The following is a 13,346-nucleotide window of genomic DNA, read 5'->3' as shown; positions in this document are numbered from 1 at the left end:
CCCCGCCAGATCGGCTTCCATGCCAAGGAGGACTCATGAGCGGTCTCGATGCCGTCCCCACCCGGCCCTTCGGCGCGGTGGGGACCGCCATGGTCACCCCTCTGACCGAGGACGCCTCGGCGCTCGACCTCGAGGCCGCGCAGCGTCTGGCCGTGCACCTGGTCGAGCAGGGCAACGACCTGCTGGTCCTCGGGGGCACCACGGGCGAGTCGCCCACGGTCGGGGATGCCGAGAAGCTCGAGGTCCTGCGCGCGGTGCGCGAGGCCGTCGGCACACGGGCACGGATCGTCGCCGGCGCCGGCTCCAACGACACCCGCCACAGCATCGAGCTCGCGCGGGCCAGCGCCGAGCTCGACATCGACGGGATCATGGTCGTGACCCCGTACTACTCCAAGCCCTCGCAGGACGGGATCCTCGCGCACACCCGCGCGGTCGCCGATGCCACCGACCTGCCGGTGATGCTCTACGACATCCCCGGCCGCGCCGGTGTGGGCCTGTCCACCGACACCCTGCTGCGGCTCGCCGAGCACGAGCGGATCGTCGCCGTGAAGGACGCCAAGGGCGATCTGCAGCAGGCGACGCTCGTGATGGCGCAGAGCGAGCTGGCCTTCTACTGCGGCGAGGATGCCCTGAACCTCGCCTGGCTCGCGATCGGCGCCGCCGGGATCGTCTCGGTCGTGGGGCACGCCGCGAGCCCCCTCGAGGCGGCGCTCGTCGCCGCCGTCGACGCCGGCGACCTGCGCCGCGCCCGTGAGATCAGCGCGCAGCTCGCGCCGCTGGTCGACGCCATCATGATGCGGATGCCCGGTGTGGTCGCCGCGAAGACCGCGCTGATGCTGCAGGGCGTGCTCGCGCACGCCGCTGTGCGTCTTCCGCTGGTCCCCCCCAACCCCGATGAGGTCCAGGCTCTCGCCGCCGCGCTCGGCGCCGCGTCCGGGATCCCGCCTCTCACCCGAGAATCCTGAGGAGAACCCTGTGAGCACCGCTTTCACCGGTCGCCTGAACCAGCCGCCGAAGCTCAAGAAGGACACCATGCGGATCATCCCGCTGGGCGGCCTGGGCGACGTGGGCCGCAACATGACCGCGGTCGAGTACGGAGGGCGGCTGCTCGTGATGGACTGCGGGGTGCTCTTCCCCGAGGAGTCCCAGCCGGGCGTCGACCTGATCCTGCCGGACTTCGACTACATCAAGGACCGCCTCGAGGACGTGTCCGCGATCGTGCTCACGCACGGCCACGAGGACCACATCGGCGCCGTGCCCTACCTGCTGCGGCTGAAGCCCGACATCCCGCTCGTGGGCAGCCAGCTCACCCTCGCCTTCGTCGAGGCGAAGCTGAAGGAGCACCGCATCACGCCCTACACGCTCGCCGTCGCGGAGGGGCAGACCGAGCAGATCGGCCCCTTCGACCTCGAGTTCGTGGCCGTGAACCACTCGATCCCGGACGCGCTCGCCGTCTACGTGTCCACGCCCGCCGGCAGCCTCTTGAACACGGGCGACTTCAAGATGGACCAGCTGCCGCTGGACGGCCGCATCACCGATCTGCGCGCCTTCGCGCGGCTCGGGGAGAAGGGCGTGGACCTGTTCATGGTCGACTCCACCAACGCCGAGGTCCCCGGTTTCACGGTCGCCGAGCGCGAGATCGGCCCGGTGATGGACTCGATCTTCGCCCGCGCCACCCAGAAGATCGTGGTGGCCTCGTTCTCGAGCCACGTCCACCGCGTCCAGCAGGTCCTCGACGCCGCCGAGCGGCACGGACGCAAGGTCGCCTTCGTGGGCCGCTCCATGGTGCGCAACATGAACATCGCCGCGGAGATGGGCTACCTGAGGGTGCCGCCGAACATCCTCGTGGACGTCCGCAAGATCGACGACCTGCCCGATGACCGGGTCGTGCTCATGTGCACGGGCTCGCAGGGCGAGCCGATGGCGGCGCTGGGGCGGATCGCGAACCGCGACCATCGGGTCTCGGTGGGGGAGGGCGACATCGTGATCCTCGCCTCCTCCCTGATCCCCGGCAACGAGAACTCCGTGTTCCGGGTGATCAACGGCCTCATGGCGCTCGGCGCGGAGGTCGTCCACAAGGGGAACGCGAAGGTGCACACCTCAGGGCATGCGAGCGCCGGCGAGCTGCTGTACTGCTACAACATCGTGCGCCCGAAGAACGTGATGCCGATCCACGGCGAGGTCCGCCACCTCATCGCCAACGGGCGCATCGCCGAGTCGACGGGCATTCCGCGCGAGCGCGTGATCCTCGCGCAGGACGGTCACGTCGTCGACCTGAAGAACGGGGTGGCGAAGGTCGTCGGGGAGATCCCCAACGGCTACGTGTACGTCGACGGGTCGAGCGTGGGAGAGATCTCCGAGGCGGATCTGAAGGACCGGCGCATCCTCGGCGACGAAGGGTTCATCTCCCTGTTCGCCGTCGTGAACTCGGAGACGGGGGCGCTGATCGCCGGCCCGGAGATCCACGCCCGCGGCGTCGCGGAGGACGACCAGGTCTTCGAGCGCATCAAGCCGGAGATCATCAAGGCTCTCGAGCAGGCGGTCGCCGATCAGGCGAACCGCCGCGACACCTATCAGCTGCAGCAGGTCATGCGTCGCGTGGTCGGCCGTTATGTGTCCCAGCGCCTGCGCCGCCGCCCGATGATCATCCCGGTGGTCATCGAGTCCTGATCGGCTCCGCTCCGGCCGGAGGTCGCGCGAGGGACCAGCGGGCCCGGAGAACGGTGCGGTGTCGATCGGGCGATCGAGCACGTGTCCTGATCGGCTCCGCTCCGGCCGGAGGTCGCGCGAGGGACGAGCGGGCCCGGAGAACGGTGCGGTGTCGATCGGGCGATCGAGCACGAGTCCTGATCGGCTCCGCGGGGAAGCTCACGGGGGTCCGGGGCCACGTGCTCCGGGCCCTCTCGGCATGTCCGCGGTAGATTGGGGGCATGGCGACACGTACGTCTTCCCCCGCACGTGCGTCGAAAGGCTCGTCCCGGACCTCCTCCGCCCGTTCCGCTCGCGGTTCCGGCGGCGGGTCCCACGACCCGTCGACGCTCCCGCTCCCGGTGCGCGCACTGCGCTCCGGGTATCTCGGCATCGCCCGCGGCATCGGCGGATTCGTCCGCGCGATCGGCGTGGCCCGCTGGGAGGTCGAGCACGAGCAGCGACGTGACGGCTACGCCCTGTTCCTCCTGCTCCTGGCGGCGCTGATCGCCGTCCGGGAGTGGTGGCAGGTCCCGGGCGCCTTCTTCGGCGCGGTCCACGTCGTGGCCGCGGGCACCTTCGGCATCGCCTCGGTGGCGCTGCCCCTCCTGCTCGCGGGCTGGGCGCTGCGCATGTTCCGCCGCCCGGATCTGGTGCGCGCCAACACGCGCGTGTTCCTCGGCATCGCGATCCTCGTGACGGCGATCGCCGCGATCGCCTCCGTGGCCGCCCGCATGCCCGCGCCGGCTGATGGGATCGACGCGCTCGCCCGCGGCGGAGGCGTGCTGGGCTATCTGGCGGCCGCGCCGGTGGCCGCGCTCCTTCCGGAGGTCGCGGTCATCGTCCTGTACGCGGCCGTGATCGGCTTCGGGGTGCTCGTGCTCACGGCGACGCCGGTCGAGTCCATCCCGCAGCGTGTTCGGGGCGTCTACGACGTGCTGGTGGGCCAGAGCGAGGACGAGGACGCCGAGCGCGAGACCTTCGGTCTGCGCCCGCGCCGCCGGGCCCTCGACCCGGCGGTGCACGACCAGGAGACGACGGTGCAGAAGGCACCGCGGTCGCGCCGCCGCTCGCGCCGTGAGAAGCAGGCCCCGGAGCAGGAGGGGGCCGTGCGGGACCACGACGAGTTCGGCTACGTCGGGGACGAGGCCTTCGACTCGAGCATCGTCGCCGAGGAGAAGCCGGCGCGTCCCTCGCGCGGGCGCGCGGCGAGCGCCTCCTCGTCCCGCACCGGTGCGGGACGAGGCACCGAGGATCCCTCGACCGAGGTCTTCGACGTCGTCGCCGACGAGAACCATCGGGCGAAGACGTTCCCGCCCGCGACCGCCCCGCTGCCGACCGCCGAGAAGGCCCCGGCCCGTACCGCCGCGCTCCCCGCGGCAGCGAAGCCCGCGCCCGTCCCGGAGGAGAAGCCCGAGCTGGTCCCCCCGCCGATGGGGGATCTGCCCCGTGCGGGCGAGCAGCTCGAGCTCGCGGGCGACATCGTCTACACCCTTCCGGAGTCCGGGTACCTGCTCGAAGGACCGCCCCACAAGACCCGCTCCGAGGCGAACGACCGGGTCGTCGCCGCGCTCGGCGAGGTCTTCGAGCAGTTCAACGTGAACGCGGAGGTCGTCGGCTTCACCCGCGGGCCGACGGTCACGCGCTACGAGGTCGAGCTCGCGCCGGGCACCAAGGTCGAGAAGGTCACGGCCCTGGACAAGAACATCTCCTATGCGGTCGCCAGCTCCGATGTCCGCATCCTCTCGCCGATCCCGGGCAAGAAGGCGATCGGCATCGAGATCCCCAACGCCGACCGCGAGACGGTCGCGCTCGGCGACGTGCTGCGCGCACCGGTGGCGACCCGGAACGAGCATCCGATGGTCATGGGCGTGGGCAAGGACGTCGAGGGCGGCTATGTCGTCGCGAACCTCGCCAAGATGCCGCACCTGCTGGTCGCCGGAGCGACCGGCTCCGGCAAGTCGAGCCTCGTCAACGCGATGATCACCTCCATCCTCATGCGGTCCACGCCCGAGGAGGTGCGCATGGTCCTGGTGGACCCCAAGCGCGTCGAGCTCACGATCTACGAGGGCATCCCGCATCTGATCACCCCGATCATCACGAGCCCCAAGAAGGCCGCCGAGGCCCTCGAATGGGTCGTCAAGGAGATGGACGCCCGCTACGACGACCTCGCGGCCTTCGGCTTCAAGCACATCGACGACTTCAACAAGGCGGTGCGCGCGGGCGAGGTCGAGGTCCCCGCCGGGAGCGAGCGGCGTCTGGCTCCGTACCCGTACCTGCTGGTGGTCGTCGACGAGCTCGCCGACCTCATGATGGTCGCCCCCCGCGACGTCGAGGCCTCGATCCAGCGGATCACCCAGCTCGCGCGCGCCGCCGGCATCCACCTGATCCTCGCGACCCAGCGACCCTCGGTCGACGTCGTCACCGGCATCATCAAGGCCAACGTCCCCAGCCGTCTCGCCTTCGCGACCTCCTCGCTGCAGGACTCCCGCGTCATCCTCGACTCGCCCGGCGCGGAGAAGCTCATCGGCCAGGGCGATGCGCTGTTCCATCCGATGGGCAAGGCCAAGGCCATGCGCGTGCAGGTCGCCTGGGTCAACGAGTCGGAGATCCACAAGGTCGTCGACCACGTCAAGGCGCAGATGAAGCCCTCCTACCGGGAGGACGTCACCGTCGCGGCGGCGAAGAAGCAGATCGACGACGACATCGGCGACGATCTCGACGTGCTGCTGCAGGCCGCCGAGCTCGTGGTCACCTCGCAGTTCGGGTCGACCTCGATGCTGCAGCGCAAGCTGCGGGTGGGCTTCGCGAAGGCGGGCCGGCTCATGGACCTGCTGGAGTCCCGCGAGATCGTGGGTCCCTCCGAGGGATCGAAGGCCCGCGACGTGCTCGTGCATCCCGACGACCTCGCCGGGGCGATCGCCCGCATCACCGGCGCCGACGAGCCCGCCCCGGCTCCCGCGCCCGCCCAGGATCCGCTGCCGGAGCCCGCGGCAGAAGAACGCTACGGGCAGGATCCTCTGGCACATGACGCCGAGGATCTCGCGCCTGAGTACTTCGACGACGTCGACGAGCAGAACAGCGACGGCGGCGAGGACGCGTGGAGCCTGACGGGGCGCTAGATCCGGTCCGGACCCCGGCCGTCCCGGGGATGACTTAGGAGCACAGATGACCACGAACGACCAGGCGCCTCCCGTGCCGCTGTGGAACATCGCGAACATCCTCACGATGATCCGCTGCGCCATGGTGCCGATCTTCATCGTGCTCGCGGCGATGTATCCGGAGGACGTGGGCGGACGCCTCCTGGTCGCCGGCGTGTTCGTCCTCGCGATGATCACGGACTTCCTCGACGGCCACCTCGCCCGCAGCCGGAACCTCATCACCGACTTCGGGAAGATCGTCGACCCGATCGCGGACAAGGCCATGACCGGCGCCGCCCTGGTCATGCTCTCCGTCTGGGACTACGTCCCGTGGTGGATGACGATCCTGATCCTGGTTCGCGAGTTCGGGATCACGATCATGCGCTTCACGATCCTCAAGTACGGCGCGCTGCCGGCGAACATGGCGGGCAAAGCCAAGACGATGGTCCAGACGATCGCCATCACCGTGTGCCTGATCCCCTTCGAGATCTGGTGGGCGCCGGCGCGCTGGGTCGGGCTGGCGCTGGTCGCGCTCGCGGTCGTGCTGACGGTCTGGTCGGGCCTGGTGAACCTCAAGGACGGGCTGCGCCTGCGCCGCGAGGCGCTTGCCGAGCAGGCGCGGGGCGCATGAGCGGGAGGCCGTTCCCGGCGGAGGCCGCCCGGGCCGTCGTCGAGGCCGCGGCGGATCGGGGGCTCGTGCTCGCGACCGCGGAGTCGCTCACGGGCGGTGCGGTGGTGGCCCGGCTCGTGGACGTCCCCGGCGCGAGCCGCTGCCTCGCCGGGGGAGCGGCCTGCTACTCCTACGAGGCCAAGCAGCGCGTGCTCGGCGTCGACGCCGAGCTGCTCGCGCGGGACGGGGCCGTCACCGCGCAGGTCGCGGAGCAGATGGCGCGCGGAGCGCTCGAGGTCTACGGCGCCGATCTCGCGGTCTCGACCACGGGGGTGGCCGGTCCCGGACCGGATGCGCGGGGCGTGGCCGCCGGGACGGTCCACCTGGGGCTCGCATGCCGCGAGGCGGACGCCGGGGATGTGGTCCGCATCCGGGTGCGCACCGCGGAGCATCGCTTCGCCGGGGACCGCGCGGCCGTGCGCGCCCAGGCGGTCGATGCCGCGATCGCTCTGCTGCGGGACGCCCTCGGGGCGGAGGCGCGCCCCTGCGCATGATCGGGGGCGCATGATCGGGCGCGCATGGCGGGGGTGTGAACGGCCACAGTGTTCTCCCACGGCATCGGACTAGGATCGGGAACACCCGCAGGAGCTTCCGCGTTGCACCCGGTGTGATGAGCATGATGACGAACACCACCAGCCCCCGGTCCCGCCGTCCGGCGTCGGGCCGTGGGATCACTGCTCCGGGACGGCGACCCCTGTCGTCGTCCGCACGGCCCCTGCGAGCCGATGACCCTGCGGCGCTCCGCGCGCCGCACGACGCTATGAAGGGAGGCCGCCCCGTGATCCTCTTCCGCCAGGAGCTGGGCGACGTCCTGCGCGGCGCCCGCCGTGCCCAGGGCCGCACCCTGCGCCAGGTCTCCTCCGATGCCCGGGTCTCGCTGGGCTATCTCAGCGAGATCGAGCGCGGCCAGAAGGAGGCCTCGAGCGAGCTGCTGACCTCGGTCACCGGCGCTCTGGGCCTGCCGCTGTCCTATGTCCTGCGCGAGGTCTCCGAGCGCATCGCCCTCGCCGAGGGCGTGACCGTCCCGGACACGGTCCCGGACGACCTCGCCGAACAGGCGCCAGCGCTCGTGGGCGCCCGCTGAGGTGCGGCGCAGCGAGCTCGACGAGCTGGCCGACCATGTCTTCGGTCCCGCGCTCGCGGTGACCTACCGACGTGACGTCGTGCTCGAGGAGGTCGGCGGGATGACCGCGGACCAGGCCCTCGAGCACGGCGTCGCGGTGCGCGCGGTGTGGACCGCGCTGTGCGACGCGATGGACGTCCCCGAGCGCGAGCGCTGGGAGGTCCCCGCGGCGTCCCGTCGACGGTGACGGCCCGGGCGACCGCTCGCTCTCCCGGCCGCCTGGAGCGCGCGTGGCGCGCATGTCGGGCGCCCGATGCGGCGTGTCGCGGGCTCGGGAACACATCTCGAACACATGTTCGGGTATGCTGATCCATGACGATCGGCAGATGTCACCGCCTCTGATCCCTCCCGGGACGCTGCTCCGGGCTGCGCCGCTCCTCCTCCTCATGTCGGAGTTCTCCACCGCGGAGGACGGGGCGGTTCGATCGTCGGTGCATCGCCCTACTGTGGCTCCATACGTTCGACAGCCCGCCGGGCAGCCGGCCCCCAGGAAGGAATCCGATCATGGCCTCGAAGTCCTCGCCCAAGTCCGCTCCCAAGGACCGCGCCTCCACGCTGGACGCCGCTCTCGCCCAGATCGACCGCCAGTTCGGCAAGGGATCGATCATGCGGCTCGGCGACGAGAACCGTCCCCCGGTGGAGGTGATCCCCACCGGCTCCGTCGCGCTCGACGTCGCGCTCGGCATCGGCGGCCTGCCCCGGGGTCGCATCGTCGAGGTGTACGGCCCGGAGTCCAGCGGCAAGACGACCGTCGCCCTGCACGCGGTCGCGAACGCGCAGCGCAACGGCGGCATCGCGGCCTTCATCGACGCGGAGCACGCGCTGGATCCCGAATACGCGAAGAAGCTCGGCGTGGACACCGACGCCCTGCTGGTCTCGCAGCCGGACACCGGCGAGCAGGCCCTCGAGATCACGGACATGCTGGTCCGCTCGGGCGCCCTCGACGTCATCGTGATCGACTCGGTCGCCGCCCTCGTGCCCAAGGCGGAGATCGAAGGCGAGATGGGCGACTCCCACGTGGGTCTCCAGGCCCGCCTCATGTCGCAGGCGCTGCGCAAGCTCACCGGCGCCCTCTCCTCGACCGGCACCACCGCGATCTTCATCAACCAGCTGCGCGAGAAGATCGGCGTCTTCTTCGGCAGCCCGGAGACCACCACCGGTGGAAAGGCGCTGAAGTTCTACGCCTCCGTCCGGATGGACATCCGCCGCATCGAGACCCTGAAGACGGGCACCGACTCGGTCGGCAACCGGACCCGCGTGAAGGTGGTCAAGAACAAGATGGCCCCGCCCTTCAAGCAGGCGGAGTTCGACATCCTCTACGGCGAGGGCATCTCCCGCGAGGGCGGCCTGATCGACCTCGGCGTCGAGCACGGCATCGTCCGCAAGTCCGGCGCCTGGTTCACCTACGAGGGCGACCAGCTCGGGCAGGGCAAGGAGAACGCCCGCCAGTTCCTCAAGGACAACCCGGACCTCGCCGTGGACATCGAGCACCGCATCCTGCGCACGCTCGGCGTCGGCCAGTATGCAGAAGGAGAGGTCCCGGCGGAGGACGTGGTCGCCGGCGAGGAGGAGTTCTTCGACGAGGACGTCCCCGCGAACATCTGAGCCCGACGGGATCGGACGGCCCGCGTCCGGTCCCGTCCCCGCAGGGAAGGCATCACCATGACGGAGGGCAGGGAGGAGCTTCCACAGGGCTCCGCCGGGCCGCAGACGCAGCTGCTCGCCAGCCTGGCGGCCCGCACCCAGGAGATCCTCGAGGCTCCGAGGCCCGCTCCGGATCCGCAGCAGCGGGAGCGTGAGAAGCAGGTCGTGGCCGAATGCCGCTATCTCATGCGCCTGCTGTCGACCCGGCGCCGCAGCGAGGGGGAGATGCGGCAACGCCTCGAGGAGCGGGAGGTCCCGGCGGACCAGATCCACGAGGTCATGGCGCGGATCGCGCGCGCTGGCCTCATCGACGACGCCGCCTTCGCTCGGGACTGGATCGACCAGCGACGCCTCCGCAAGGGCCTCAGCGATCGGGCGCTGCGCGAGGAGCTGCGGCAGCGGGGCGTCGCCGAGCGGGACATCGCCGCCGCCTTCTCCGACCTCGCCCCCGGGGACGGCCCGCTCGACCAGGACCCCGCTCTGGCCGAGGAGGAGCGCTGCCGCACCCTCGTGAAGGACCGGCTGCGCCGCGAGAGCCGGGCGCACCTCAGTGATCCGCGCACCCGCGGGAGGATCTCGCGCCGCCTGGACGGCTACCTGCGCCGTCGCGGCTACGAGGGATCCCTCGCCGTCCGCGTCATCGCGAGCGAGATGCGAGCTCGCCAGCTCTGAGGATCCCGCATGCGGACGTCGAGGTCGCGCCGCTGACGGCTCCCGCGGATCACGCCTCGACGATCGGGGCGGCGGGGGTCACCGCGGCCCGGCGGGGATGCAAGGAGCTGCGTCGCTGCACCCAGACGGCGATGCGGGAGAGCAGCACGTTCAGTGCGATGTACACGGCCGCACCCACGGCGAGCATCGGCAGCATGTACGAGGCGTTGGTCAGGGCATCGGCCACGCGGCTCACCTGCCGGAGCAGCTCGGCATATCCCACGATGTAGCCGAGCGAGGAGTCCTTGATTAGGACCACGCCCTGCGCGATGAGGGAGGGGAGCATCATCCGCACGGCCTGCGGCAGCTGGATGTCGCGATAGGTCAGGAACGGCCCCATGCCCAGCGAGGCCGCGGCCTCCGTCTGCCCCTTCGGCAGAGCGGCGATGCCGGCCCGGAGGATCTCTGCGAACACCGCCCCGTTGTAGATCGACAGCCCGAAGACGACCGCGACCAGCGGACTCGCGCCGGGCAGGACGAGGATCCCGAACAGCATGACCAGCACGACCGGCAGCGCCCGGAACACCTCGATCACGGCCGCGATCAGCCAGCGCACGGCGCGGAACGGCGAGGCTCGCAGCGAGACCAGGACCACGGCCAGTGCCAGCGCCAGCGGCAGAGAGATCGCCGCGGCGATGAGCGTGTTGCCGAGCCCGCGGAAGACGGCCTGCCAGATGTGCTTCGCCTCGTAGCCCGCGAAGTTCGGGGGCGCTTCGACCAGCACCATCCAGCGATCGTCGAAGACGCCGTTCCGGGCGAGGCGCCAGATGACCGCGGCGGCCGCGAGCGCGAGGACGACGCCGATGATGACCGAGATGATGCGCTCGCGGCGCTTCTCCGCGGGACCGGCGATGTCGTACAGGACAGGTCCGCTGCTCATCGGGCGAACACCGCCTTCCGTTCCAGGGAGGCCGCGAGGCGCCCCAGCGGGATGCAGATGACCAGATAGCAGAGGGCGATCCCCACCAGGATCGCGATCACGTCCGCGCTGTAGGTGTTCGTCAGCCGCTTCGAGAGCGCGAACAGCTCCAGGACGCTGAAGGCGCCCGCGACCGAGGTGTTCTTCACGAGGGCGATGATCACGCTGATCAGCGGGGGGATCGCCGTCCGGAACGCCTGGGGGAGCACGACGATGAAGAGGTTCTGCCCGAAGGACATGCCCAGCGAGCGTGCCGCCTCCGCCTGGCCCGCGGCGACCGAGTTGATGCCCGAGCGCACCGCTTCCGCGACGAAGGCCGAGGTGTAGCAGGTCAGCGCGATCACCGCGGCGACCTTGTAGCTGAAGGAGAAGCCCATCGACGGGGTGACGAAGACGTAGAAGAAGAACACGATCGTCAGCGGGGTGTTGCGCACCAGCTCGGTGTAGGCGGTCGCGACCGTGCGCAGCGGCAGATACGGGCTCACCCGCATGCCGGCGAGCACGGTGCCGAGGACGAGCGAGAGCGCGCCGGACACCCCGGCGAGGACGAGGGTCGTCATGAAGGCGTCCCAGACCTGGGCCCTCTCGGCGAGGAAGTGGTCCATCAGCGGCTCCTGGCCGGGCGACGGGCCCGAGGCGGGCCGGGTCCGTCACCCGTGGGGGAAGGAAGAGACGAGGGGCGGGTCCGCTCAGTAGCGGTCGATCTCCGGCGGCTCCGGGGTGGGCAGGACGACGCCGGCGGTGGCCTCCCAGGCGGCGGCCCAGGAGCCGTCGTCGAAGGCGGCCTGGAGGGCGTCGTTCACGAAGGCGCGGAAGTCGTCGTCGCCCTTCTTGAGCCCGATCCCGTACGGCTCCTGCGTGAAGGTGGCGCCGTCGGCGACCATCTTGAGCTTGCCGTCGGAGGCGGCGACGAATCCGGCGAGGATGACGTTGTCCGTGGTCACCGAATCGATCTGGCCGTTGCTGAGCTCCGTCACGCACTTCGAGTAGGTGTCGAAGGTGACGAGCGTCGCGTCGGGGTGCTTCTCGGCGATGTACTCCGCCGGGGTCGAGCCCTCGACGGAGCAGACCTTGGTGCCGGCCAGGGAGTCCTCGCCGGTGATCGTCTCGTTGTCCGCCGCGACCATGAGCGCCTGGCCCGCGATGTAGTACGGACCCGCGAAGTCCACGACCTCCTTGCGGGTGTCGTTGATCGTGTAGGTCGCGATGACGAGGTCGACCTGGCCGCCCTCGATGAAGGGCTCCCGGTTGGCGGAGACGGTCTCGGTCCATTCGATGGCGTCGGGCTCGATGCCCAGCTTGCCGGCGATGATCTTGCCGATCTCGACGTCGAAGCCCACGGGCTTGCCGTCGGGGCCCGCCTGCCCGAACAGGGGCTGGTCGAACTTCGTGCCGATCGTGATCTTCCCGGCCTCTGCCAGGCGGGCCATCGTCGAGCCCTCGGGGAAGTCGCCGGCGCTGCCCCCCTTCCCGCAGGCGGCGAGGGAGACGGCGGCGAGCGCGCCCGCGCCGGTGGAGAGGAAGAGTCGTCGGGTCAGTGCCATGATGGTCTCCTTGGGGCGGCGGGCCGGGCCCGCGGGGTGGAAGGAATCGGGCTGCAGGGGTCCTCAGTGCTGGAGGATCTTGGACAGGAAGTCCTTCGCGCGCTCGGACCGTGGCGCGGTGAAGAACTGCTCGGGGGGCTGGATCTCGATGATGCGCCCGGCGTCCATGAAGACGACGCGGTCCGCGGTGCGGCGGGCGAAGCCCATCTCGTGGGTGACCACGACCATGGTCATCCCGTCCTTCGCGAGGTCCGTCATCACGGTGATGACCTCGTTGATCATCTCCGGGTCCAGGGCGGAGGTCGGCTCGTCGAACAGCATCAGCTTGGGCTTCATCGCGAGCGAGCGCGCGATCGCGACGCGCTGCTGCTGCCCGCCGGAGAGCTGGCCGGGGAGCTTGTCGGCCTGATCGGCCACCCCCACCCGGGCCAGCAAGGCGCGGCCCTCCTCCTCCGCCTGGGCGCGAGGCACCTTCTTGACCCTGATCGGGGCGACGGTGACGTTGTCCAGGACGGTCTTGTGGGCGAACAGGTTGAAGGACTGGAAGACCATGCCGACCTCGGAGCGCAGCCGGGCGAGCCCCGGCCCGGAGGAGGGCAGCAGCTCCCCGTCGATGCGGATCTCGCCCTCGTCGATGGTCTCGAGGCGGTTGATGGTGCGGCACAGGGTCGACTTCCCGGATCCGGAGGGTCCGAGCACCACGACGACCTCGCCCGCGCAGACCTCGAGGTCGATGTCCTGCAGGACGTGCAGGGCCCCGAAATGCTTCTGCACCCCGCGCAGGGACAGCAGCGCAGGGCGGGATGCAGCGGCCCCCGACGGAAGCGGCTGTGTGATCTGGGTCATGGAAGGACGCTACGCCATCGTGGGGTCCCCGGCGGCGACCGGGACCCGGCCGTTACTCCAT

The 13,346-nt window shown here is 70.6% G+C and carries 13 protein-coding genes; 9 read left to right on the top strand and 4 right to left on the bottom strand.

Going from position 1 to position 13,346, the window contains the following annotated elements; genetic code table 11:
* Positions 1-35 precede the first annotated feature (35 nt).
* The 9 genes from dapA to ACFFF6_RS16325 all read left to right on the top strand — a co-directional run bounded on the left by dapA (position 36) and on the right by ACFFF6_RS16325 (position 9,937).
* Entirely contained in the window at positions 36-965 is a 930-nt protein-coding gene (dapA, locus tag ACFFF6_RS16365; RefSeq protein WP_376982555.1) for a 4-hydroxy-tetrahydrodipicolinate synthase, read from the top strand.
* A gap of 67 nt (positions 966-1,032) precedes the next feature.
* Complete coding sequence (locus ACFFF6_RS16360; RefSeq protein ID WP_376982568.1) at positions 1,033-2,670, top strand: ribonuclease J; 1,638 nt, start codon at positions 1,033-1,035, stop codon at positions 2,668-2,670.
* A 260-nt stretch (positions 2,671-2,930) separates the two neighbouring features.
* Complete coding sequence (locus tag ACFFF6_RS16355) at positions 2,931-5,810, top strand: FtsK/SpoIIIE family DNA translocase (protein ID WP_446680634.1); 2,880 nt, start codon at positions 2,931-2,933, stop codon at positions 5,808-5,810.
* Between the two features lie 46 nt (positions 5,811-5,856).
* The gene (pgsA, locus tag ACFFF6_RS16350; protein WP_376982553.1) at positions 5,857-6,459 is read left to right on the top strand and encodes a CDP-diacylglycerol--glycerol-3-phosphate 3-phosphatidyltransferase; all 603 of its coding nucleotides are present in this window, start codon (positions 5,857-5,859) and stop codon (positions 6,457-6,459) included.
* Positions 6,456-6,992, top strand: a complete 537-nt coding sequence (locus ACFFF6_RS16345; protein ID WP_376982552.1) for a CinA family protein — start codon at positions 6,456-6,458, stop codon at positions 6,990-6,992. Before pgsA ends, ACFFF6_RS16345 begins: the two co-directional genes overlap by 4 nt.
* A 284-nt stretch (positions 6,993-7,276) precedes the next feature.
* Entirely contained in the window at positions 7,277-7,582 is a 306-nt protein-coding gene (locus ACFFF6_RS16340; protein WP_376982551.1) for a helix-turn-helix domain-containing protein, read from the top strand.
* A 1-nt stretch (position 7,583) separates the two neighbouring features.
* Positions 7,584-7,808 (top strand): DUF3046 domain-containing protein, encoded by a 225-nt coding sequence (locus ACFFF6_RS16335; protein WP_376982550.1) that lies wholly within the window; start codon positions 7,584-7,586, stop codon positions 7,806-7,808.
* A 317-nt stretch (positions 7,809-8,125) separates the two neighbouring features.
* Positions 8,126-9,226, top strand: coding sequence for a recombinase RecA (gene recA / locus ACFFF6_RS16330; RefSeq protein ID WP_376982549.1), 1,101 nt, complete (start codon positions 8,126-8,128; stop codon positions 9,224-9,226).
* Positions 9,227-9,283: 57 nt separating this feature from the next.
* Positions 9,284-9,937 (top strand): regulatory protein RecX, encoded by a 654-nt coding sequence (locus tag ACFFF6_RS16325; protein ID WP_376982548.1) that lies wholly within the window; start codon positions 9,284-9,286, stop codon positions 9,935-9,937.
* Positions 9,938-9,986: 49 nt separating this feature from the next.
* On the opposite strand, the gene ACFFF6_RS16320 is transcribed toward ACFFF6_RS16325, so the two are convergent.
* From ACFFF6_RS16320 to ACFFF6_RS16305, 4 genes are all read right to left on the bottom strand, one after another.
* Complete coding sequence (locus ACFFF6_RS16320; RefSeq protein ID WP_376982547.1) at positions 9,987-10,856, bottom strand: amino acid ABC transporter permease; 870 nt, start codon at positions 10,854-10,856, stop codon at positions 9,987-9,989.
* A complete protein-coding gene (locus tag ACFFF6_RS16315; protein ID WP_376982546.1) occupies positions 10,853-11,500 on the bottom strand; it encodes an amino acid ABC transporter permease in 648 nt (215 codons plus the stop codon). The genes ACFFF6_RS16320 and ACFFF6_RS16315 overlap by 4 nt, the downstream gene beginning before the upstream one ends.
* A gap of 84 nt (positions 11,501-11,584) precedes the next feature.
* Positions 11,585-12,439: a glutamate ABC transporter substrate-binding protein gene (locus ACFFF6_RS16310; RefSeq protein WP_376982545.1), complete on the bottom strand. Its 855-nt coding sequence runs from the start codon at positions 12,437-12,439 to the stop codon at positions 11,585-11,587.
* A gap of 63 nt (positions 12,440-12,502) precedes the next feature.
* Positions 12,503-13,285: an amino acid ABC transporter ATP-binding protein gene (locus ACFFF6_RS16305; RefSeq protein WP_376982544.1), complete on the bottom strand. Its 783-nt coding sequence runs from the start codon at positions 13,283-13,285 to the stop codon at positions 12,503-12,505.
* Positions 13,286-13,346 lie beyond the last annotated feature (61 nt).

The sequence above is a fragment of the Brachybacterium hainanense genome, from assembly GCF_042434575.1.
GTDB classification, from domain to species: Bacteria; Actinomycetota; Actinomycetes; order Actinomycetales; family Dermabacteraceae; genus Brachybacterium; species Brachybacterium hainanense.
This window is presented reverse-complemented; position numbering and strand designations above follow the sequence as displayed.

Coding starts and splice junctions, on each gene's coding strand:
- ACFFF6_RS16355 (WP_446680634.1), top strand. CDS start 2,931: ATGGCGACACGTACGTCTTCCCCCGCACGTGCGTCGAAAGGCTCGTCC.
- dapA (WP_376982555.1), top strand. CDS start 36: ATGAGCGGTCTCGATGCCGTCCCCACCCGGCCCTTCGGCGCGGTGGGG.
- ACFFF6_RS16315 (WP_376982546.1), bottom strand. CDS start 11,500: ATGGACCACTTCCTCGCCGAGAGGGCCCAGGTCTGGGACGCCTTCATG.
- ACFFF6_RS16320 (WP_376982547.1), bottom strand. CDS start 10,856: ATGAGCAGCGGACCTGTCCTGTACGACATCGCCGGTCCCGCGGAGAAG.
- ACFFF6_RS16360 (WP_376982568.1), top strand. CDS start 1,033: ATGCGGATCATCCCGCTGGGCGGCCTGGGCGACGTGGGCCGCAACATG.
- ACFFF6_RS16325 (WP_376982548.1), top strand. CDS start 9,284: ATGACGGAGGGCAGGGAGGAGCTTCCACAGGGCTCCGCCGGGCCGCAG.
- pgsA (WP_376982553.1), top strand. CDS start 5,857: ATGACCACGAACGACCAGGCGCCTCCCGTGCCGCTGTGGAACATCGCG.
- ACFFF6_RS16305 (WP_376982544.1), bottom strand. CDS start 13,285: ATGACCCAGATCACACAGCCGCTTCCGTCGGGGGCCGCTGCATCCCGC.
- ACFFF6_RS16345 (WP_376982552.1), top strand. CDS start 6,456: ATGAGCGGGAGGCCGTTCCCGGCGGAGGCCGCCCGGGCCGTCGTCGAG.
- ACFFF6_RS16310 (WP_376982545.1), bottom strand. CDS start 12,439: ATGGCACTGACCCGACGACTCTTCCTCTCCACCGGCGCGGGCGCGCTC.
- recA (WP_376982549.1), top strand. CDS start 8,126: ATGGCCTCGAAGTCCTCGCCCAAGTCCGCTCCCAAGGACCGCGCCTCC.